At 72.7% G+C, this 19,450-nt stretch carries 13 protein-coding genes and 1 pseudogene; 5 read left to right on the forward strand and 9 right to left on the reverse strand.

Annotated features, from left to right (window positions below; genetic code table 11):
* Nucleotides 1–62: 62 nt before the first annotated feature.
* Nucleotides 63–1,943 (reverse strand): putative bifunctional diguanylate cyclase/phosphodiesterase, encoded by a 1,881-nt coding sequence (locus ACLIBK_RS18145; RefSeq protein ID WP_415388698.1) that lies wholly within the window; start codon nucleotides 1,941–1,943, stop codon nucleotides 63–65.
* Between the two features lie 296 nt (nucleotides 1,944–2,239).
* Between ACLIBK_RS18145 and ACLIBK_RS18150 the strand changes: the two genes are divergently transcribed.
* Nucleotides 2,240–4,327, forward strand: coding sequence for a PAS domain S-box protein (locus ACLIBK_RS18150; RefSeq protein WP_415388699.1), 2,088 nt, complete (start codon nucleotides 2,240–2,242; stop codon nucleotides 4,325–4,327).
* A 40-nt stretch (nucleotides 4,328–4,367) separates the two neighbouring features.
* On the opposite strand, the gene ACLIBK_RS18155 is transcribed toward ACLIBK_RS18150, so the two are convergent.
* The 5 genes from ACLIBK_RS18155 to ACLIBK_RS18175 form a co-directional block, all read right to left on the reverse strand.
* A complete protein-coding gene (locus ACLIBK_RS18155) occupies nucleotides 4,368–6,926 on the reverse strand; it encodes a penicillin acylase family protein (protein WP_415388700.1) in 2,559 nt (852 codons plus the stop codon).
* Between the two features lie 509 nt (nucleotides 6,927–7,435).
* A complete protein-coding gene (locus tag ACLIBK_RS18160) occupies nucleotides 7,436–8,941 on the reverse strand; it encodes an ABC transporter substrate-binding protein (RefSeq protein ID WP_415388701.1) in 1,506 nt (501 codons plus the stop codon).
* Between the two features lie 98 nt (nucleotides 8,942–9,039).
* A complete protein-coding gene (locus tag ACLIBK_RS18165) occupies nucleotides 9,040–9,747 on the reverse strand; it encodes a DUF1028 domain-containing protein (protein WP_415388702.1) in 708 nt (235 codons plus the stop codon).
* A 271-nt stretch (nucleotides 9,748–10,018) separates the two neighbouring features.
* Nucleotides 10,019–10,672, reverse strand: a complete 654-nt coding sequence (locus ACLIBK_RS18170; RefSeq protein WP_415388703.1) for an HAD hydrolase-like protein — start codon at nucleotides 10,670–10,672, stop codon at nucleotides 10,019–10,021.
* A 227-nt stretch (nucleotides 10,673–10,899) separates the two neighbouring features.
* Nucleotides 10,900–11,622, reverse strand: coding sequence for an SDR family oxidoreductase (locus ACLIBK_RS18175; RefSeq protein ID WP_415388704.1), 723 nt, complete (start codon nucleotides 11,620–11,622; stop codon nucleotides 10,900–10,902).
* Nucleotides 11,623–11,836: 214 nt separating this feature from the next.
* Here ACLIBK_RS18175 and ACLIBK_RS18180 point away from each other — a divergent pair, with 214 nt between their 5' ends.
* On the forward strand, nucleotides 11,837–12,829 hold the full coding sequence (locus ACLIBK_RS18180; protein ID WP_415388705.1) for a LysR family transcriptional regulator: 993 nt from the start codon (nucleotides 11,837–11,839) through the stop codon (nucleotides 12,827–12,829).
* Nucleotides 12,830–12,874: 45 nt separating this feature from the next.
* On the opposite strand, the gene ACLIBK_RS18185 is transcribed toward ACLIBK_RS18180, so the two are convergent.
* The 3 genes from ACLIBK_RS18185 to ACLIBK_RS18195 form a co-directional block, all read right to left on the reverse strand.
* Nucleotides 12,875–13,627 (reverse strand): methyltransferase domain-containing protein, encoded by a 753-nt coding sequence (locus ACLIBK_RS18185; RefSeq protein WP_415388706.1) that lies wholly within the window; start codon nucleotides 13,625–13,627, stop codon nucleotides 12,875–12,877.
* Between the two features lie 280 nt (nucleotides 13,628–13,907).
* Nucleotides 13,908–15,740, reverse strand: coding sequence for a hypothetical protein (locus ACLIBK_RS18190; RefSeq protein WP_415388707.1), 1,833 nt, complete (start codon nucleotides 15,738–15,740; stop codon nucleotides 13,908–13,910).
* 33 nt (nucleotides 15,741–15,773) lie between these two features.
* Nucleotides 15,774–16,409: a hypothetical protein gene (locus ACLIBK_RS18195; protein ID WP_415388708.1), complete on the reverse strand. Its 636-nt coding sequence runs from the start codon at nucleotides 16,407–16,409 to the stop codon at nucleotides 15,774–15,776.
* Nucleotides 16,410–16,772: 363 nt separating this feature from the next.
* On the opposite strand from ACLIBK_RS18195, the gene ACLIBK_RS18200 reads away from it, so the two are divergent.
* From ACLIBK_RS18200 to ACLIBK_RS18210, 3 genes and pseudogenes are all read left to right on the forward strand, one after another.
* Nucleotides 16,773–17,450, forward strand: coding sequence for an HAD family hydrolase (locus tag ACLIBK_RS18200; protein ID WP_415388709.1), 678 nt, complete (start codon nucleotides 16,773–16,775; stop codon nucleotides 17,448–17,450).
* Between the two features lie 360 nt (nucleotides 17,451–17,810).
* Nucleotides 17,811–18,701 carry a cation diffusion facilitator family transporter gene (locus ACLIBK_RS18205; RefSeq protein ID WP_415388710.1) on the forward strand — a complete coding sequence of 297 codons (891 nt, stop codon included), beginning with the start codon at nucleotides 17,811–17,813 and terminating at the stop codon, nucleotides 18,699–18,701.
* A pseudogene (locus tag ACLIBK_RS18210) lies at nucleotides 18,698–19,450 on the forward strand (hypothetical protein); the annotation flags it as partial. The gene ACLIBK_RS18205 and the pseudogene ACLIBK_RS18210, both read left to right, overlap by 4 nt.

The following is a 19,450-nucleotide window of genomic DNA, read 5'->3' on the forward strand; positions in this document are numbered from 1 at the left end:
GGGCTGCGCTGCGCGGCTTGAGGCGGCAGGTCCGGGGCGTGGGGGCCGCGGCCGGCCGCAGTTCAGCCGGCGCCCAGAATGCCCTTGGGCCGCAGCGCCACCACGCCGGGGGCGTCCTCCGGCTCGCGGTCGAGCAGCCAGGCTTCCAGCTGCTGCGGCGGCATGGGGCGGGCGAACAGGAAGCCCTGGGCGGCGTCGCAGCCGAGGCGGCGCAGCACCGCGGCCTGCGGCTCGGTTTCCACGCCCTCCGCCACGATCTCCAGCCCCAGCCCGTGGGCGAGGGACACGCTGGCGCGGATGATCTCCTCCGCCCGCAGGTCCGAGCCCAGGCGCTGCACGAACTGCTTGTCCAGCTTCACGCCGTCCAGCGGCACGCGCAGCAGCTGCGCCAGGCCGGACCGGCCGGTGCCGAAATCATCCAGCACCAGCCGCGCGCCGCGCCCGCGCAGGGCGGCCAGTTGGTCCAGGGTGCGATCGCTGATGCGGTCGAGCAGGATCTCCTCGGTGATCTCCACCTCCACGCTGCGCAGCGACAGCCCGGCGCGCTCCACCTGCTCGGCGATGTGCAGCGCGATGTCGGCGCGGCACACCTCGCTGGCCGACAGGTTCAGGGCGATGCGGGCCTCGGCCAGGCCGGAGCGGCGCAGCGCCGCGAAGGCGGCCAGCGCCCTTTCGCGCACGACCTGGCCGAGATGGCTGGCCCGTTCCGGCCCGATCACCGCGAAGAGCTCCGCCGGCGCGATCGCGCCCACGGCCGGGTGGGTCCAGCGCGCCAGCGCTTCCACGGCTATCACCGGCGGCGCGGTGCCGGGGGCGTGGCGCAGCGACACGATGGGCTGCAGATGCGCCGCGGCCCCCGGGAGGGCGCCGCCCGGCGGGTGGTGCGGCGCGTCGTCGGCCTCGAAGGCGCGCAGGATGGCGGCGGCGTGCAGCAGCCGGGCGGCGTCGTCCCGGCCGGCATGGCCGACGCCGCCGCGCCCGTCCCGCTTGGCGCGCAGCAGCGCCTCGTCCGCGACGCGCAGCGCCATTTCCGGCGCCGCGGCATCCCCGGGCATGGTGGCCACGCCCAGCGTGGCGCCGAGCCGCAGCTGCCGGGCGCCGTGGTGCACCGGCTGGTTCAGGCTGGTGCAGATGCGCTGCGCCACGGCGGCGAGGTCGCCGGGCTTGATCGGCCCGGCCAGCAGCACCACGAACTCGTCGCCGCCGGTGCGCCCGACCATGTCGCCCGGCCGCACGGCGGCGCGCAGCCGGTCGGCCGCGACGCGCAGCAGGGCATCGCCGGCCGCATGGCCCTCGCCGTCGTTCACCTCCTTGAAGTGGTCGAGGTCCACGGCGATCACCGCGAGCGGGTCGGACCGCATCGCCGCGGCCGCGAGGGCCGCGGTCACCGCGCGCCGGTTGGGCAGGCCGGTCAGGGAATCCGTCAGCGCCGCTTCGCGGGTGCGCAGCAGCGCGCGGCGGAGCTCGAGGTTCGCCACCACCGCGCGCGCCAGGGTGCGCAGGCTATCGACTGCATCGGCATCGAAGGGCCGGGGCACGCGGTCGATCACGCAGAGGCTGCCCAGGGCGAAGCCTTCCGCATCGATCAGCGGCACCCCGAGATAGGCGCGGATTTCCGGCGCCCCCGTGACGAAGGGGTTGTTTCGGAAGCGCGGGTCGGCGGTGGTGTCCTCCACCACCAGGGGCTGGCCGGAGGACAGCACCGTGACGGCGCAGAAGGCGTGGTCGCGGGGGGTTTCCTGCACGTTCAAACCGTGCCGCGCCTTGAACCATTGCCGGTCGGCATCCACCAGGGACACCAGGGCGATCGGGCTGCCCGTCAGGCGCGCGGCCAGGGCCACGAGGTCGTCGAAGGCGGCCTCGCTGGCCGTATCCAGCACCTGGTAGGAGTGCAGCGCGGCGAGGCGCTCGGCCTCGGTCGACAGGGGTGCAGGCGGCATCATGCGCGCTCCCAACCGGCGGGGCCCACCCGGCCTCCCGCGCTTCGCATCGCCACCCTCCGCCGCCGTTGCAGGCCGGGGCGGATCGCCGGGTCCAGGATGTAGCTGACCGGTGCCGCCGTCACAACCGCGGATTGCACAAAGCAGCGGCAGCGCCGCCGCGGCGGGGTGGGCTTTCCGGCCGCGGCGGCCCCTGGCGGCAGTTTCCGTGCCGGCTGGTGGAACGCCGCCCCGGTTCCGGCGTTCCGCCCCGCAGCGCGGAAGCGGGACGGGTGCCGGGCGGCTGAAGGCGGGCTGGGATGGATGCGAAGCGAACGGCAGCCGGGGACCCCGGATGGTCCTTTCTGTCCGGCGGCGGTGAGCTGGCGCGGCTGATCGCGGATTTCGACTGGTCCACGACCCCGCTGGGGCCGATCGAGAACTGGCCGTCCAGCCTGCGCACCGCGGTGGGGCTGATGCTGCGCTCGTCGGTGCCGATCGTCACCCTGTGGGGCGAGGACGGCATCATGATCTACAACGATGCCTATTCCGGCTTCGCCGGCGGCCGGCATCCCTGGCTGCTGGGCACCAAGGTGCGCGAGGGCTGGGCCGAGGTGGCCGATTTCAACGACCACGTCATGAAGGTCGGGCTGGCCGGGGGCACGCTGGCCTATGCGGACCAGGAGCTGACGCTGCACCGGCATGGGCGGCCCGAGCAGGTCTGGATGAACCTCGATTATTCCCCCGTGCCCGGCGAGGACGGGCAGCCGGCGGGGGTGATCGCCATCGTGGTGGAAACCACGGGCAAGGTGCGGGCGGAACGCGAGCTGCGCGTGGCCGCCGAGGCGCTGGCCCAGCTGAATGCCGAGTTGGAGCAGCGGGTCGAGGAGCGCACCCGCGACCGCGACCGGATGTGGCGGCTGAGCACCGACATCATGCTGGTGGCCGGGTTCGACGGGCGCATCGAGGCGGTGAACCCGGCCTGGACCACCCTGCTGGGCTGGACCGAGGAGGAGCTGATCGGGCGAGACTTCACGGAGCTGCTGCACCCCGAGGACGCTGCCACCACCCGGGCCGAGGTGGGCCGGCTGGCCGAGGGCGTCACCACCCTGCGCTTCGAGAACCGCTACCGCCGCCGGGATGGCGGCTATCGCTGGCTGAGCTGGACGGCGGTGCCGGACGAGCACTTCATCCATGCCGTGGGCCGCGACATCCAGGCGGAAAAGGAGCAGGCGGCGACGCTGCTGCAAACCGAGGACGCGCTGCGGCAATCGCAGAAGATGGAGGCGGTGGGTCAGCTGACGGGCGGCATCGCGCACGACTTCAACAACCTGCTGGCGGGGATCACCGGGTCGCTGGAGCTGCTGGGCACACGGCTGGCGCAGGGGCGGATGCAGGACGCCACCCGCTACATGACGGCGGCGCGCGGGGCGGCGTCGCGGGCGGCGGCGCTGACGCACCGGCTGCTGGCCTTCGCGCGGCGGCAAACGCTGGACCCGCGGCCCACGGATGCGAACCGGCTGGTGCAGGGGATGGAGGAGCTGATCCGCCGCACGGTGGGCCCGGCCGTGGCGGTGGAGGTGGTGCAGGGCGCGGGGCTGTGGACCACGCTGGTGGACCCCAACCAGCTGGAGAACGCGCTGCTGAACCTGTGCATCAACGCGCGCGACGCCATGCCCGATGGCGGGCGCATCACGGTGGAAACCGCCAACCGGCGGCTGGACGAGCGCGCGGCGCGCAGCCGCGACCTGCCGCCGGGGCCCTTCGTGTCCGTATGCGTCAGCGACACCGGCACCGGCATGACGCCGGAGGTGGCGGCACGGGCCTTCGACCCCTTCTTCACCACCAAGCCGATCGGCCAGGGCACCGGGCTGGGGCTGAGCATGATCTACGGCTTCGTGCGCCAGTCCGGCGGGCAGGTGCGGATCTATTCCGAGCCCGGACAGGGCACCACCGTGTGCCTGTACCTGCCGCGCCACGGCGGGGCGGAGGAGCCGGTGCCGGCCAGCGCGCCCGCCGCGGCGCCGCGCGCCGAGCAGGGCGAGACGGTGCTGGTGGTGGATGACGAGCCCACCGTGCGGATGCTGGTGACGGAGGTGCTGGAGGAGCTGGGCTACACGCCGATCGAGGCGGGCGACGGGGCGGAAGGGCTGCGGGTGCTGCGCTCGGACACGCGGGTGGACCTGCTGATCAGCGATGTCGGCCTGCCCGGCGGCATGAACGGGCGGCAGCTGGCCGATGCCGGCCGCGCGCTGCGGCCCGGCCTGCCGGTGCTGTTCATCACCGGCTACGCGGAGAACGCGGTGGTGGGCAATGGCCGGATGGAGCCGGGCATGCACGTGCTGACCAAGCCCTTCGCGATGGACACGCTGGCCGGGCGCATCCGGGCGATCATCGCCGGGGGCTGAGGCGGGCGGGAGGCGCGCGCCTCCCGCCCTGCCGCTCGCGTCACCCCGGCGTCAGGGTGATGCGGCGCTCGGCGGCGCCTTCCACCGCCGGGCGGCTGTAGAGCATCGGCACGAAGCCGCCGGTACGCCAGTTCTCGAACAGGTCGCGGTAATGCGGGCTGGCGGGGTCGCCGGACTGGCCGGGCGTGTTGACCACCCGGCTGTTGTCCCAGGCGCCGACATCCACCACCATTCGGAAGGAAGCGCCGGCTGTCAGGCGGAAGCTGGCCGGCGCGTAGGTGGCGGCGGAGACGGTGAAGCCGCTGCCGGCCTTGGGGCTGGGGCCGACGCGGAAGCGGGTCCGCAGCGCCTCGTCCATCCAGGCGGCCATGGGGTGGTCGAACTGCACGGTGTGCACGCGGCCCCAGGCCCAGTTGTTGCGGTCCGGCCCCATGCGACCCGCGGCATCGGCCAGGGCGGCGCGCAGCGTGTCCGCCAGGATGGCGTCGCGCCTGGCGGCGGGGTCGGCGCCGAGGCGGCGGTCGGGGTTCTCCATCAGCTCCACGGCGGTGCGGATGTCGCCGGCGCCCACCGTGGCGCGCAGCGGCTGCGGCACGGCGGCGGCGATGATGGCGGGGCGCAGGTGGCGGGTGGACCACAGTTCCATCAGCGCGCCCTGCGGGCTGTTCTCCGTCAGCTGGCCGTCCCAGGTGCCGATCCAGGCGATAGTGTCGCGCAGCGCCGGGTCGTCGGTGCGCAGCTGCGACAGCACGCGGGCCAGGCGCAGGTCGTGGCGCGACACCACGTCCATCTGCAGCGCCGCGGCGCCTTCCACCGTCAGCCTCGGCGTGGCGGCCAGGACTTCGCGCACGCGTTCAGAGCGGGAAGGGTCGGACCATTCGCGGCCGATCAGCGCGGGCGGGTAGCCGGCGGGCAGGTTGTTCTCGTTGGAGGTGTTGAGGAAGCCCTGGGGCGGGTTGATGGAGACGGGCATCTCGGCGCGGTCCAGGAAGCCCTCCCATTCGTAGCGGCCGTCGCCGGGCACGGGCAGCAAACCGTCCCAGTTGCGCCGGCGCGGCATCAGCCCGCCCGGCACCCAGGCGATGGTGCCGGAGGTATCGGCGTAGACCTGGTTCTCGGACGGCGCGCCCCAGCGGTCCATGGCGCCGAGGAACTCGTCCACGTTGCGGGCGCGGGTGTAGTCGAGCCCGCCGAAATACGGGGCGGTGCCGGGTTCCAGCCACACGCTGCGCACCGCCCAGGCGCGGTTGCGGTCGGGCTGTTCCAGCACCACGGGGCCGTGGCGGGTGAACTTCAGCGTGACCTCGCGGGCCGCTTCGCCGCGCACGGGGATGCTTTCCCGGATCACCCGCATCGGCTCGTCGTGGCCAGCGTAGCGGTAATCGTCGCGGTTGCTGGCGGAGGTTTCGTAGAAATACAGGTCCTCCTGGTCCATCGCGAAGATGGTCAGGCCGAAGGCCACGGTGCCGTTGTGGCCGATGGAGATGCTGGGCAGCGCGGGCTCGCCGGCGCCGATCACGTCCATGCCCGGGGCGCGCAGGTGCACGACGTAGCGCAGCGAGGGCGTGCCGTGCGCGCGGTGCGGGTCGTTGGCCAGGATCGGGCGGCCCGTGGCGGTGCGGCCGGCGGCGACCACCCAGTTGTTGGAGCCGATGGTGGACAGGTCGTAGGGCTCGGCTTCCGCGCGGCGGCCCTCGGCGGTGAAGGGGACGTTGCGCGTGGCCAGCTCGAACACGTCCAGCACGTTGGCCGGCACGGCGCAGGGGTCCAGGCCCTGCGGCACGGCGGGGGCGGGGTCGGGCGGGTCCAGGCGCTGGCGCAGCGTGTCGGTGGCGGCGTCGGCGCCGCACATCACCTGGGCGCGGCGCAGCTCGGACTGCACGTTGCGCGTCAGCCCGTGCGAGCGGATGCGCACCACGTCCTCCGGCGCCCATTCCGCGGGTTCGTAGTTGCCGACGCGGAATTCCACCGGCAGGCGCGACGGGTCGGCCTTGGCCCAGCGGATGAAGGCGTTGATGCCGTCGGTGAAGCGGGTGGCGACACGGCGGGCGCCGTTGCCGTAAGACAGCCATTCCGTACGCATGTCGCCGCGGAACAGGAACAGCCGCGCCGCGCGGTCCTGTTCCACGAAGGCGGGGCCGAAGGCTTCGCTCACCAGGCCGAGGCCGCGGCGGCGCCACAGGTCGATCTGCCAAAGCCGGTCGCGGGCGGCGTTGAAGCCCTGGACGAAGAAGGCGTCGTCCTGGCTGGCGGCGGTGATGTGCGGGATGCCCCAGCGGTCCACCAGGATCTCGGCCGGGGCGGACAGGCCGGGCAGCGCGATGCGGTCTTCCGGGATGGCGGCCGTGGCAGGCCGGGCCTGCGGCGCGGCGGGCTGTGCCTGGGTGGTGGGGGCTTGCGCCTGAGTGGTGGAAGGCTGTGCCTGGGGGGCGGCAGGTTGTTGCGGCGCTGTGGGCTGCGTCCGGGGCGCGGCAGGCTGCGCCGGGGGCGCGGCAGGCCGGGGCTGCGGCGTGGCGGGCTGCGCCTGAGCCAGGCCGGGGTTGGGAATGGCCGCGAGCAGGCCCAGCCCGAGCAGGGCTGCCCTGGTGGAGTGCGACATGGGTTCCTCCCGTTCGTTGGCGCCGAGCCTAGGCGCATCCACCCCGGGCGCAACGACTTTCCCGGTGGCGCCGGCCGTGCCGCCGCGGGCGGACCTCAACCCTGCGTGCGTGGTGGCCCGCCCGGCGCGGAACGCCCTGGTTCCGCTGCGTGGTCCTGCGTGGCGCGATGGGTGCGGCGCCTACGTGGCGGGGGTGGCGGCCAGCTTGCCGCTGCACCGCCTCGGCCCCCCGGGGGAACCGGGGCCGTGGTGGTGTTCCTGATGGGCAATGGCTGGATGCACGGCGCCACGCTGCCCCTGGACGGCGGCTCGCGCTTGGTTTGAGTGGCCGGCTGGATCGGCTGGGTCTGGGGTGAATCGGCCGTGGCCAAGGGGGCTCTGCCCCTTGGAGCCCCCGCGAAGATCTCGCGCGAAGACCTCGGCCTCCCCAGCGGGGATCCAGGGGGCGGCGCCCCCTGGCCACAGCCAGGATACCCAGGCGCAACCAGCCCGGGCCGAGTGCGCCGGCGTCAGCGCGTCATGCGCAGGCCGCGGAGGCGGATCAGGCCGTCGGGAACCTGCACGAAGCCATCCAGGGAGCGCTTGAGGCCGACGATGTTCTTCACCGTCCACAGGTACATCAGCGGCAGGTCCTGGCGTTCCTGTTCCCAGACCCGGGCGTAGATGCGGCGGCGCTCGGCGGGGTCGGTGGGGATGCGGGCCTCGTCCAGGGCGGCGTCGGCGGCGGGGTTGTTCCAGCGGCCGTAGTTGAAGGTGCCGCGGCTGTGCAGCTGCTGCCACATGTTGCCGTCGGCGTCGGCACGGCCGGACCAGCCGATCATGTAGGCCTGGAAGTCGCCGCTGTAGCCGGCCTGCAGGGAGGAGGCGAACTCCATCACCCGCACCTTCACGTCGAAGCCGGCTTCGGCGGCCATGGACTGGATGACCTCGGCGGCCTGCTGCACCTCGGGGCTGTTGCTGGTGGTGATGGTCACCGGCACCGGCAGGGGCACGCCGGCCTGGCGCAGCAGCTCGCGCGCACGGGCGATGTTGCGCTCGGGCGGCTGCAGCTCGGGCATGTACATCGAGGAGGAGGGCGGGTTGGCCTGGATGGTGGGGGTGAAGAGCCCGTCGAACACCACCTGGATCAGCGCGGTGCGGTCCACCGTCAGCTCGAAGGCCTGCCGCACCAGCCGGTTCTGGCCGATGGACGTGTTGGCGGCGGGGCCGTTGTTCACGTTGAAGTTGATGCCGGTGTAGGACAGCCCGTCGCCCACCGCGAGGCGCAGGCGGCTGTCGCCGCGGATCGCCGGGATGTCGTTGGGCACGATCTGCTCGACGATGTCCAGCGTGCCGGCCTGCAGGTTGGCCGCGCGCACGGAGGAGTTGGGCAGCGGGCGGTAGACCACCTGGTCGAAGTGGTAGTTGGCCGCGTCCCAGTGGCCAGGGAAGCGGCGCAGGGTGATGCGGTCCTGCGCCACGCGGCTGTCGAACTGGTAGGGGCCGGCGCAGACCGGGCGGGTGCCGAAGTCGCGGCCCAGCGCCTCCCCCGCCTTGGGCGAGATGATGATGCCGCCGCGGTCGGTCAGCAGCGACAGCAGCGGCGCGGAGGGCGCCTTGAGCACGAGGCGGACGGTGAGCGGGTCCACCACCTCCACCGACTGGATGGAGTTCAGCTCGCCCACGCGCATGGAACCGCTCAGCGTCATGTGGCGGTTGAGCGAGTAGCGCACGGCCTCGGCGTTCAGCGGCTCACCGTCGTGGAAGGAAACGTTGGGGCGCAGGTGGATGCGCAGGTGCGTCGGGTCCTCGTACTCCCAGCGCTGCGCCAGCTGCGGCACGACGTTGAGGTGCTCGTCGAGGTCGAACAGCTTGTCGCACATCGCGGCGTAGACGATGCGGCCGACATAGGAGGAGCCCAGCGTCGGGTCGAGCAGGTCCGGGTCCTCCCGCAGCCCGATGTTCAGCGTGCCCTGGGCCTGCGCGGCGGTGGCGCCGAGCAGCAGGGCGCAGGCGGCGAGTGCGAAGCGGCGCATGCCGGGATTCCTCGTGTGCGGATGTGGATGGTGGTGCGTGGGGGGCGTGCCGCCCTGCGGGTCGGGCGGCGCGACGCTCCGTCCGCCGCCGTCCCGCATCAGGAGGCCGGGATGCCGTCGCGTTCGACGGCGGCGTTGATGACCTCGCGGTCCAGCGTGCCCCAGGGATTGGTGCTGCCGGCGAGGTGGCGGCGGAACACGGCGAAGCGTTCCAGGCTGACGCGATGCAGGCGGCGCAGCTCGGCCAGCGGGTCGGGGTGGTCGTCGGCGCGGATGTCGAGGTCCGGGTAGGGATCGGCGGTGCAGATCTTCAGCCCCGCGCCCTGCTTGCCGCGCTTGTCGCCGCCCGCTGCCTCGCCGGCTTCCAGGGCGGAGATCAGGCGCTCGGCCAGGCTGCCGGTGGCCGCGTGGAAGCCGTCCAGCGTGGCCTGCACCACCGCCGGGCCGGCCAGCATGTTGCCGGCCACCGACACGTCCACGCCGCGCACGTGTCCGGCCCAGCCCACGCAGTCCGGGCCGCTGTGCTGGGCGATGCGGCCCCGCGCGTCGACGATGTGGAACTGGCGCTGCAGGATGCCGGGGTCGGGGCCGACCAGGGCTGCCAGGATGTCCTCCGGCGCCTCGCCCGCGCGCAGGCGAGGCATGGCGTGCACGGCATACATCGGGTTCACCAGCGCCTGGGTGGCCAGCGCGCCGACGCCGCCCTCCACGTGGATGCACAGGGCGCCGACGGCAAAGAAGCGGGACGCGACGGCGGCGCCGAGCGCGCCGGTCTGCGGGTCGCGCACCAGGATGGAAAAGGTCATGGCGGGCAGGTTTATCGCATCGCCCGGCCGCGGCAAGGCATTCGCGGGAGGCGGCGGCGATCCGGCCGGGGGCGCCCTCCGCATGGCGCCGGGATGATGTCCGGCCTTGGCAAGGCCGGGGGAGTGAACTCCCCCGGTCCCCCTCCTTTTTTCAGGCGTGAAAGTGCTTGGGTGGCCACGGGTGCACTCGAAAACTCACGAAAACAGAAGGGGGTCCGGGGGGATGCTTCCCCCCGGCCTTCCACTTTTCACCGGGTTCGGCTCGACGGCCTCAGCCCAGCAGCAGGGCCGCGACATCCTCGGGCGAGGCGGCGATCGCGTCGGCCCCGGCTTGTTCCAGCTCCTCCCGCCCGCCATAGCCCCACAGGGCGCCGATCGCGCGGACATGGTTGGCCTGGGCACCGGACATGTCGAAGCGGCGGTCGCCGATCATCACCGCCTCCGCCGCGGCGATGCTTTCGCGCGCGAGGATACGGGCGATCAGCTCTGGCTTGTGGTCCAGCGCGCCGCCGGGCTCGGAGCCGTAAAGGGCGCTGAACTGCGGGGTGAGGCCGGCATGGTCCATCATCTGCCGCGCCGCGGTGCTGCGCTTGGAGGTGGCCAGGAACAGCCGGCACCCGGCGGCGCGCAGCGCGTCCAGCAGCGCGGGGATGCCGGGATACAGGGCGCTGTTACGGAAGCCGCTGGCGGCGTAGTGGCGGCGATAGGCGGTCACCAGCTCCTCGGCCCGGGTGTCGCCGTAATGCGCCAGGATCTGCCCCGCCACGTCGCTGATCGGCGGGCCGAGCACGAAGTCCATCGCCATCGCCGGGTCCGGTTCGTGCCCGAGATCGCGCAGCGCGGCGTCGAAGCTGGCGAAAATGCCCGGGCGGCTGTCGAACAGAGTGCCGTCGAGGTCGAGCAGGACGCAGGCGGGAGGGGACACGGCGGTTCGCGGCCTTTCGGGGATGCGGGCTTCCGACAGCTTTTATGGACCCGCGGGCGACAACGCGCACAGGGCCGCCGTTGCCCCCAGCCCGCGGCAGCATCCCGAAAAAAGATGAGGGAGGGTCCGGGAGGGAGAATTCCTTCTCCCTCCCGGGCTGCCCGTGTCAGGGCCGACGGCGGCGGGCGGGCCGCCGGCGAACAGCCGGCCGCGGAGATGCGCGGCGTTCAGTGCGGGGCGGCGGTGGGGCGCACCACGATCTCGTTCACGTCCACGTCCGCCGGCTGCTCGATGGCGAAGCGCACGGCGCGGCCGATGGCGTCGGGGCGCAGCGCCACCGCGCGGTAGATCGCCATCGCCTCGGCCGCGACCGGGTCGGTGATGGTGGAGGCCAACTCGCTTTCCACCACGCCGGGGTGGATGCAGGTCACGCGCAGCGCCGTGCTTTCCTGCCGCAGGCCGTCGGAAATGGCGCGCACCGCGTATTTCGTCGCGCAGTACACGGCGGCGGTGGGCGACACGCGCAGCGCGCCGACGGAGGCGATGTTGATCACGTGGCCCCAGCCCTGCGCCAGCATCCCCGGCAGCACGGCGGCGATGCCGTACAGCACGCCCTTGATGTTGACGTCCACCATGCGGTCCCATTCCTCGACCCGCAGCGAGGCCATGGGCGAGAGCGGCATCACGCCGGCGTTGTTGACGATCACGTCCACCTGGCCCCAGGCCTCGCCCGCTGCTGCGGCGAAACCCGCGACGTCGGCGCGATCCGTGACGTCCAGCCGGCGGGTGAGCACAGTGCCGCCCGCGGCCGTGAGCTCCCCGACCAGGGCGTCCAGCCGGTCGGTGCGGCGGGCGCCCAGCAGCAGCTTGGCTCCCGCCGCGGCCAGTTCGCGGGCGATGCCGGCGCCGATGCCGCTCGACGCGCCGGTGATCAAGACGACCTTGTCCATGCTGTGCTCTCCGTTGGCGTTTCGCGAACCGCGGTGCGGTCCGTCGGCGCAGGAGGTAGCGGGCCGGGATTGCCGCGATAATCTGGCCATTCCTGTCCAGTGCGGTAACTGTGGCTTACCAATATCCATCGATCCCGACGCTTCGCGTCCCCAGGCCGGCCGCCCCGAAACCGTCCCCGGCGGCGCCTCGGGCCTGCCCGCCCCCGATCCCGGCGTGCCCGAGCTGCACACCTCCGGTCCCGGCGTGCCCGGCCTGCACGCCCCCGGCCGGCCTGCCCCCGCCCCCGGCGCGGCCGACCTCGGCGCCCCCGACCTCAATGCCCTGGCCGTTTTCGCCGCCGTGGCGGAAGCGCGCAGCTTTCGCGCCGCCGCCGACCGGCTGGGCGTCACCCGCCCCGCCGTCAGCCAGTCGATCCGCAAGCTGGAGAATGCGGCGGGCATCGCGCTGCTGCTGCGCACCACCCGCAGCGTGCGCCTCACGGAAGCGGGGGAGCGGCTCTTCGCCAGCGTGTCGCCCGCGCTGCGCGAGCTGCGGATGGCAGTGCAGGCCACGCGCGAGCTGGGCGGGGCGCCGAGCGGACTGCTGCGGCTGGCGGTGTCCTCCATCGCGGAGAACTTCCTGTCCGGGCCGCTGCTGGCCTCCTTCCTGGAGGCGCATCCCGGGGTGCGGCTGGACATCGTGGTGACGGATGCGGAGTTCGACATCGTGGCCGAGGGCTTCGATGCCGGCGTGCGGCTGGGCGAGGTGATCGCGCAGGACATGGTGGCGGTGCCGGTGTCGGGCGGGCAGCGGCAGCTGGTGGTGGCGTCACCGGGCTACCTGGCGCGGCACGGCGCGCCGGCGCATCCGCGCGACCTGCCGGCGCATCGCTGCATCGGCTGGCGCCCGGGCCCCGGCCTGCCGCCCTATCGCTGGGAGTTCGCGGAGGAGGGGCGCGAATTCGACGTGGCCGTGGCGCCCGAAGTCACCACCAACGACATGTGGCTGATGCTGCGCCTGGCCTGCGCCGGCGGGGGCCTGACCTTCGGCATGGAGGACACCTTCGCGCCCTTTATCCGGCGGGGCGAGCTGGTGCCGGTGCTGGAAGGGTTCAGCCCGGGCTTTCCCGGCTTCTTCCTGTATTTTCCCAGCCGCCGGCACCTCGCGCCCAAGCTGCGCGCGCTGGTGGACCACCTGCGGCAGCGGCGCGCAGCCGGGGCACGCTGAGGGCGGGCGGTGGCCGGCCCGGCCGGCGCCTGCCGCGGCGGCGGGTCAGAAGCGGTGCAGGCGCCCGACCGGGCTGCGCAGGATGAACCAGGCGCGGCGCAGGGTTTCCGCCAGCAGCTGCCGGCGCAGCGCGAAGGGGCGCAGCTGTGCCAGCAATTCCGCTTCCCGCCGCGCGGTGGCATCGCGCGAGGGCGTGGCGGCGAGGACCGAGGCGGCGGCGGGCGCAGCATTTCCGGCGCAGTCGGCAGGACTGGCGGCGCCGGCCGCGGGGCGCTGCAGCACGGCGAAGGCCTCGCCCCAGAAGGCGCAATCCGGATAGGCGTAGCCCTCGCTCCAATGGTTCTCCACCACGCCGAGCCCCGCAAAGGAGGCGAGTGCCGGCATGCCGTCCGGGTAGTAGCGCCAGCAATCCACGGGAAAGCGGTGCACCGGCCCGGCGGAAGGCGCCACGATCGCGGCCAGGCCGTTGCCGCGCAGCACGCGGGCGATCTCGCGGATCGTCAGCCAGGGCCACTCGATGTGCTCGAAGGCCTGGCCGGACACCACCACGTCCACGGAGGCGTCGGGGATCTCGGCCCAGCGGTAGGGGTCGCACGGCACGATGTCCACGTTGGGGCCGGGGGCGATGTCGAGGCCGCGGTACTGCCAGGGCGGGGCCTCGAAGAGCGGGCGGTAGCTTTCGGTCGCGGCGGCCACGGCGGTGCTGCCGACATCCAGGATGCTCAGCGGCGCGTGGCGGTGTTCGCCCAGATAGGCGTCGCGGAAGGCGCGCATCTTGTCGAAGGAGGAGCGGTGCATGGGTCGTGCGCGCTCAACCCGGTGCGCCGCGGCGCGGGGCGGCCCGCCACCGTGTCGCCGGCCGGGGACGCGGCGGGCGTCCCGGCATCCGTGCCGCTCGTGGTGGCCGCATCTATTTCCCCCGCCGGCGCATGCGCGCCCGACGCGCGCGGCGGCGAGCATGGCATGCCTGCCGTCGCAATGGCACGGGCCGCGTGCCGGAGTCGGCCCTGCCGGGATGTCGGGGCGTGCGGCGGACCCGACCCGTCGTCGTGCCTGCCGCAGGGGCCGCGTTGGATAATCAGCCGGCCTGAAGCACCTGAAGACATTTCGCCATGGCGTAGGCGATCTGGCCTTCCTCCTCCCGGCCCATCGCGTGGCATATCAGGGAAGCACTGGCCCAGACATGCTCCGTGCCGGGATCCAGGATCAGCGCTTCCTGCACGGTTCCGTGCGCTTGTGCCAAGGCGCCGCCCTCGTACTCGCGAAGTGCCAGGTTCGCGCGCGCCGAGCCGTTAAAGGGGTAATCGGCCACGAAGCTCCTGGCCCTGCGCAGACGCGCCTCCTGGTCGCCGGGCGACCCGGGCGCGACGACCTTCTCGAAGGAGCGCTCCAGGTCGGCGTTTGACCATTCGAGATGGTGCTGGTCGAGCCAGGCCTTGGCCTCCTCCCTTTCCGTCGGCATCTGCACCAATAGGTAGGTCAGGAAGTTCAGGAGTATCTCGCCGTCCTCGTCATGCGGCGGGGGTCCGGAGGTCGCATCCCGGTGGATCAGGGGCCAGATGGCGCTTGCCCGATCGGCGAGGTCGGCGAGGCCTGGATGGCCCGCCTCGCGGAAAACCCCGGCCACCATGCCCGCGGTGGTCGGATCACCGTCGACCGCGCGGTGCCGCTCGATGGGGATTTCGCGGTAGACCAGTTGGGCGAGCACCCGTGACAGCCTGTGAGACGGCCTTTGCCACGCCGGCACGCCGCTGAAGGAACCGGGGGCTTCCAGAAAGGCGGGAGTGAGCGCATCCGGCAGCACGACCCGCTCCCGGAGCATGTGGCGCAGCCATTCCTGGCCGTCCTGCTCAGCGATCCTGGCGAAGCTTGCCGCCATGCCCCATGCCGGGCGGAGCGCATGCCCCGGCAGGTCCGTGGCCCCATCCCTGGGAAAGGCGTAGAAGAAGGCGCCCACATCGGCATGGAACTCCTCGAACCGCGCCGCATAGGAGCTGTATCCGAACTCCGCCGCCAAGCCCGTGATCTTCATCGCTTGATAGGTGACGCGCGCTGCCAGCCCCAATCGGGCATAGGCCAGCAACCAGCTGTCGCAATCCGGTGCCGCGCGGGCAAGGCGCTCACGCTCCCCCACCTTCGCGATGGCGAGGTCGATGTCGTCGGTCAGTTCGCGCACGGGCGGAACCGGCAGTGTGGGCTTGAACTCCGCGAACCGCCATGCCGCCATCCCGAGATCCGCATCCTGCAGGAGGTAGGCGGGGAGATCGGAATCCTGCGCGACCTGGCGCCTGACCCAGTACAGGCGACAGAATGCCCATGAGGCTGCGTCCGGCTCGATCACGAAGCCATGGTCCAGGAGGCTGAACAGATACTCGACCGCTGCCAGGAATCCGTTCTCCTTGATGATCCAGAGGGCGGCGCGGACCAGCTTGTTACCCGCACCGACCGTCGCCATCTGCGGCCCATTGGAGCGGTCGAGCTGCAACTGCCACATGGCCGCGTAGGATTTCAGCAGGTCGTTCCAGGTAAAGTTCGGTGCCTGCCGCACGTGCCCTGCGGGCGGAGTGTTATCCGGCCAGTCATTCGTCTGGTAGAGCATTGGATGGTCAGAGGCGGGCGGGATGTCCCCGTTGCGATCGGCCAGTTCGAACAGTGGATAACAAGGCCGAAGCCGGTTCTGGACGAAACGCTGGAGATCGCTGAGGTCGAGGCGACGCTGCAGCGCCCACTCCGTGCCGTGCGTGTTCATCATCGATGTCATCTTCGAGGCGTTCATGCTCCTGAGCACGTCCGGATCGCCGAGGCGCTGCAAGGCTTCCGGGCTCAGGGCCGAGAGGTCGAGGAGCTTCGGATTCAGGTAGGCTCCCAGCACGCCGAATGCCCGGACCTGATGCGCCAGGCTGACCGTCATATGTTCAAGCAGAGGAGGGCTGGCACCCATGGCTCAGCCGGCCAGTTTCGTGCCGAGCTTCACGAGCGCCATGATGTCGTCCTTCGCGCCCCAGAGCTTCCGGAGTGCGATCACCAGGTGCTCGACGACCTTCTTGCCCCCGGCCCGTGAATAGGGAATCTCCTTGGCCGCCAAGGCGCGTGTGAGCGCGTCGGCGAATTCCGGCCCCGTGCCATGTCGCGCGACCGCTTCGCCGGCGCTTGCCAACACGCTGCGTGCCCGGTGTGCCACCTTCTCCAGGCCGTCCAGCCCGCCGAGCGGTACGTAGGCCGGCGTTCCAATGGCAGCCATGCGCGCGACCAGGACGATGCCGGGCAACTCGATGTGTTCCTCCGGGAAGAGCCGGCGCGCGAAGTCCACCATCGCGCCGGCCTGTGGAGCGAGTGCTTCCGCCTCCCGGGCATCGGCGCCGCGGCGGACAAAGAGCGCGAGAACACCTTTGCCGGTATCGAGCCCCAGGGAATGGCCGCCGACATAGTCGTCCACTGCCTTGTCGACGTCAGCCGCATGGATGACGATGGCGTAGCAACCCGTGAATTGCCGATCGAGTGCGGCGAAGGTTTCTTCCTGAAGCAACCTGTCGACATTGGCGACCGGGCCGACCAGCTTCTTGTCTCTGGCCTCGTCCACGGCGCCTTCGAGCAAACGGCGAAGTGGCTGCTGTGGCATGACGAGCCTCCGCCCATGAACGACTTGCGAGACCAGGCTGCCATTTCATTTTGATCCTGATACGAAATGAACACAAGGGGAATGGCCGCGAGCACCTTCGGGGGCACGGCGCCGGAGGCACAGGCCGCCGTGCACGGGTCATGCCGAACCCCGCCCGTGCGCCCTGCCCTATCAGGCAGGGCGCACGGGCGGGTCTCGGGTGCCCCAGGCCAACAACAAGTTCGCGGCACAACGCCGCCCCGCCCGACAACTTGGCGCGCGACGGGCACGTTGCCCCCGCGGAGACGCCCCGCGGCGCTCCGCAGGGACGGGAAAGGGTGGCGCATGGCCGGGGCCGTGATCTTCGACGTGGACGGAACGCTGGTGGATTCCGTGGACCTGCACGCGCGCGCCTGGCAGGAAGCGCTGCAGCACTTCGGCCACGCGGTGTCCTTCGACGCGGTGCGCTCGCAGATCGGCAAGGGCGGCGACCAGCTGATGCCGGTTTTCGTGCCGGCGGCGGAGCTGCAGCGGCGCGGAAAGGAGATCGAGAGCTTCCGCTCCGACCTGTTCAAGCGCCGCTACCTCGGCGAGGTCACAGGCTTTCCCGGCGTGCCCGCGATGTTCGAGCGCGTCCGCGCCGCGGGGCTGCAGGCCGTGCTGGCGTCCTCCGCCAAGGGGGATGAGCTGCAGACCTACAAGCGCATCGCGGGGATCGACGATCTGGTGGAGGCGGAAACCTCCTCCGACGATGCGGAGAAGTCGAAGCCCTTCCCCGACATCTTCCAGGCCGCGCTGGACCGGGCCGGGGTCAAGGCCGGCGAGGCCGCCGTGGTGGGCGACAGCCCCTTCGACGCGGAGGCCGCCGGCCGCGCCGGGATCACCGCGATCGGGGTGCTGTGCGGCGGCTTCCCCGAGGCGGCGCTGCGCGAGGCCGGCTGCCGCGCGGTGTTCCGCGACCCCGAGGACCTGCTGGCGCGCTTCGACGCGTTTCTGCGGGCGGCGGAACTGGCGCCGGGCTAAGGCGGGCCGCCGCGGCCGGGGGGAGGGCCGGGCGCAGCGGTCAGCGATCGGGCGATGGCCGGTTCACCCCGGGCGTTGAAGCCCCCGTTCGGGCGTGCCGATACTCCGGCCAACCGACGCGCGCGATCCCGGACAGCCTCGCTTTGGCGGCGAGGGCGCCCGCAGCGGGCCGTTTCGGGCGATGCGCGGAACGCAGGGAGGAAACGCGATGCTGGCCGGCCATGCGGGACGGATAGCGCTCCCCCAGGGCCGAAGCCGCCACTCCGCGGCCGGCGCCGAGCCACGCGGGGGCGGAAGGGCAGCCTCGCCCGGACACGGCGAGGCTGGCGGGCGTTGGGGCAGACGCGGTATCTCGCCCCCATGTCCTCCGCTACCGTGCAAACCGCCTGGACCAGCCTGGGCGTCGGCCTGTTCGTACTGGCCCTGAAGGGCACGGCCTGGTGGCTGACCGGCTCCACCGCCTTTTTCGCCGAGATGCTGGAAACGGTGGTCAACGTCGCCGCTGCTTCGGCCGCGCTGCTGGCGGTGCGCTATTCCGCCATGCCCGCGGACGAGAACCACCCGTATGGCCATGCCAAGGTGGAATATTTCTCCGCCGTGCTGGAAGGCGCGCTGATCGTGGTGGCGGCCACGCTGATCCTGCAGGAGGTCTGGCAGGCCTGGGCGGCGCCGCACGCGCCGGACCGGCCGGTGATCGGGCTGGTGCTGTCGGCCGCCGCGGCGGGGGTGAACGTGGTCTGGGCCACCATCCTGGGGCGGCGCGGGCGGCGGCTGGGATCCCCCGCGCTGGTGGCGGATTCGCGCTACCTGATGGCGGACGTGGTGACCTCCGTCGGCGTGGTGATCGGGGTGGGGCTGGTCACGGTGACCGGGCTGCTCTGGCTCGACCCGCTGATGGCCGGGGTCACGGCGGTCATGATCCTGTTTTCCGGCTGGCGGCTGCTGCGCGAAAGCGTGGGCGGCCTGATGGACGAGGCCGCGCCGCCCGAGCTGCTGGGCCGCATCCGCGAGGAAGTAGGCAAGGCGGCCGAAGGGGCGCTGGAGGCGCATGACCTGCGCACCCGCCGCGCCGGGCGCTACACCTTCGTGGAGTTCCACCTGGTGGTGCCCGGCACCATGACGGTGGAGGAGGCGCACGCGATCTGCGACCGCACGGAAGCGGCGCTGCGCGAGGCGCTGGGCACCGCGGTGATCACCATCCACGTGGAACCGCACGCCAAGGCCAAGCAGAGCGGCGTGCTGGTGTTGTGACCCGCCCGCCCCCGGGGCGGGGGGAAGCACCGCTCCTGCCGGGGCAGCGCCGGCCGGGAGCGGCGCCGCCGCGGCGCACGCTGCGCCTGCCCGGCGCCGGGCTGCCCGGGCTGCCCGGGCAGTTTGAACAGCCGGGGCCGGCGGTGGCACGGCTGCGGGCGCCGCGGCCGGGAGACGCCGCGGCGGGCCGACCGGTCGCGGTGCCGCCGCTGCGGTTACCGGGGCGCGGCGCGGCGGGGTTGCGACCCTGGCCGGCGCTGCTGTCGCTGCTGCTGCATGCCGGGGCGATCGCCACCGTGCTGTTCTGGCTGGGGCGTGCACCGCCGCGCGAGCCCACCATCCTGGAAGGCGTGCCGCTGGTCTGGGCCGGCGGCAGCGACGGCGCCCGCGGCGCGGCGCCCGAACTGCCCCCGGCGCCGGAGGCCGTGGCGCCCCTGCCCGAAGTGCCGGAACCCGCGCCGCCGCCCGAAATGCCGGAAGCACCCGCGCCGGTGGCGTCGCCCGCCGCCCCGCCCTTGCCCGAACCGCCGCCCGGCGCGGTGCCGCCGCTCGCGGCCGGGCTGCCGGCGCCCTTTCCCGCGCCGGAGGCGGCCGCACCGCTGCCGGCCGCCCCCGAAGCACCACCTGCCCTGCCCTCGGTGGCGATGGCCGAAGCCGGGCTGCCTCCACCGCTCCGTCCCGCGCCGGTCGCCGTGCCGCCGGCACCGCCGATGCCGCCGCGCCAGGTCGCGGCCGCGCCGCCCGCCCCC

The sequence above is a fragment of the Roseomonas sp. BN140053 genome, from assembly GCF_047690175.1.
Classification (GTDB): Bacteria; Pseudomonadota; Alphaproteobacteria; order Acetobacterales; family Acetobacteraceae; genus Roseomonas.

Coding starts and splice junctions, on each gene's coding strand:
- ACLIBK_RS18145 (WP_415388698.1), bottom strand. CDS start 1,943: ATGATGCCGCCTGCACCCCTGTCGACCGAGGCCGAGCGCCTCGCCGCG.
- ACLIBK_RS18150 (WP_415388699.1), top strand. CDS start 2,240: ATGGATGCGAAGCGAACGGCAGCCGGGGACCCCGGATGGTCCTTTCTG.
- ACLIBK_RS18155 (WP_415388700.1), bottom strand. CDS start 6,926: ATGTCGCACTCCACCAGGGCAGCCCTGCTCGGGCTGGGCCTGCTCGCG.
- ACLIBK_RS18160 (WP_415388701.1), bottom strand. CDS start 8,941: ATGCGCCGCTTCGCACTCGCCGCCTGCGCCCTGCTGCTCGGCGCCACC.
- ACLIBK_RS18165 (WP_415388702.1), bottom strand. CDS start 9,747: ATGACCTTTTCCATCCTGGTGCGCGACCCGCAGACCGGCGCGCTCGGC.
- ACLIBK_RS18175 (WP_415388704.1), bottom strand. CDS start 11,622: ATGGACAAGGTCGTCTTGATCACCGGCGCGTCGAGCGGCATCGGCGCC.
- ACLIBK_RS18185 (WP_415388706.1), bottom strand. CDS start 13,627: ATGCACCGCTCCTCCTTCGACAAGATGCGCGCCTTCCGCGACGCCTAT.
- ACLIBK_RS18190 (WP_415388707.1), bottom strand. CDS start 15,740: ATGACGGTCAGCCTGGCGCATCAGGTCCGGGCATTCGGCGTGCTGGGA.
- ACLIBK_RS18200 (WP_415388709.1), top strand. CDS start 16,773: ATGGCCGGGGCCGTGATCTTCGACGTGGACGGAACGCTGGTGGATTCC.
- ACLIBK_RS18205 (WP_415388710.1), top strand. CDS start 17,811: ATGTCCTCCGCTACCGTGCAAACCGCCTGGACCAGCCTGGGCGTCGGC.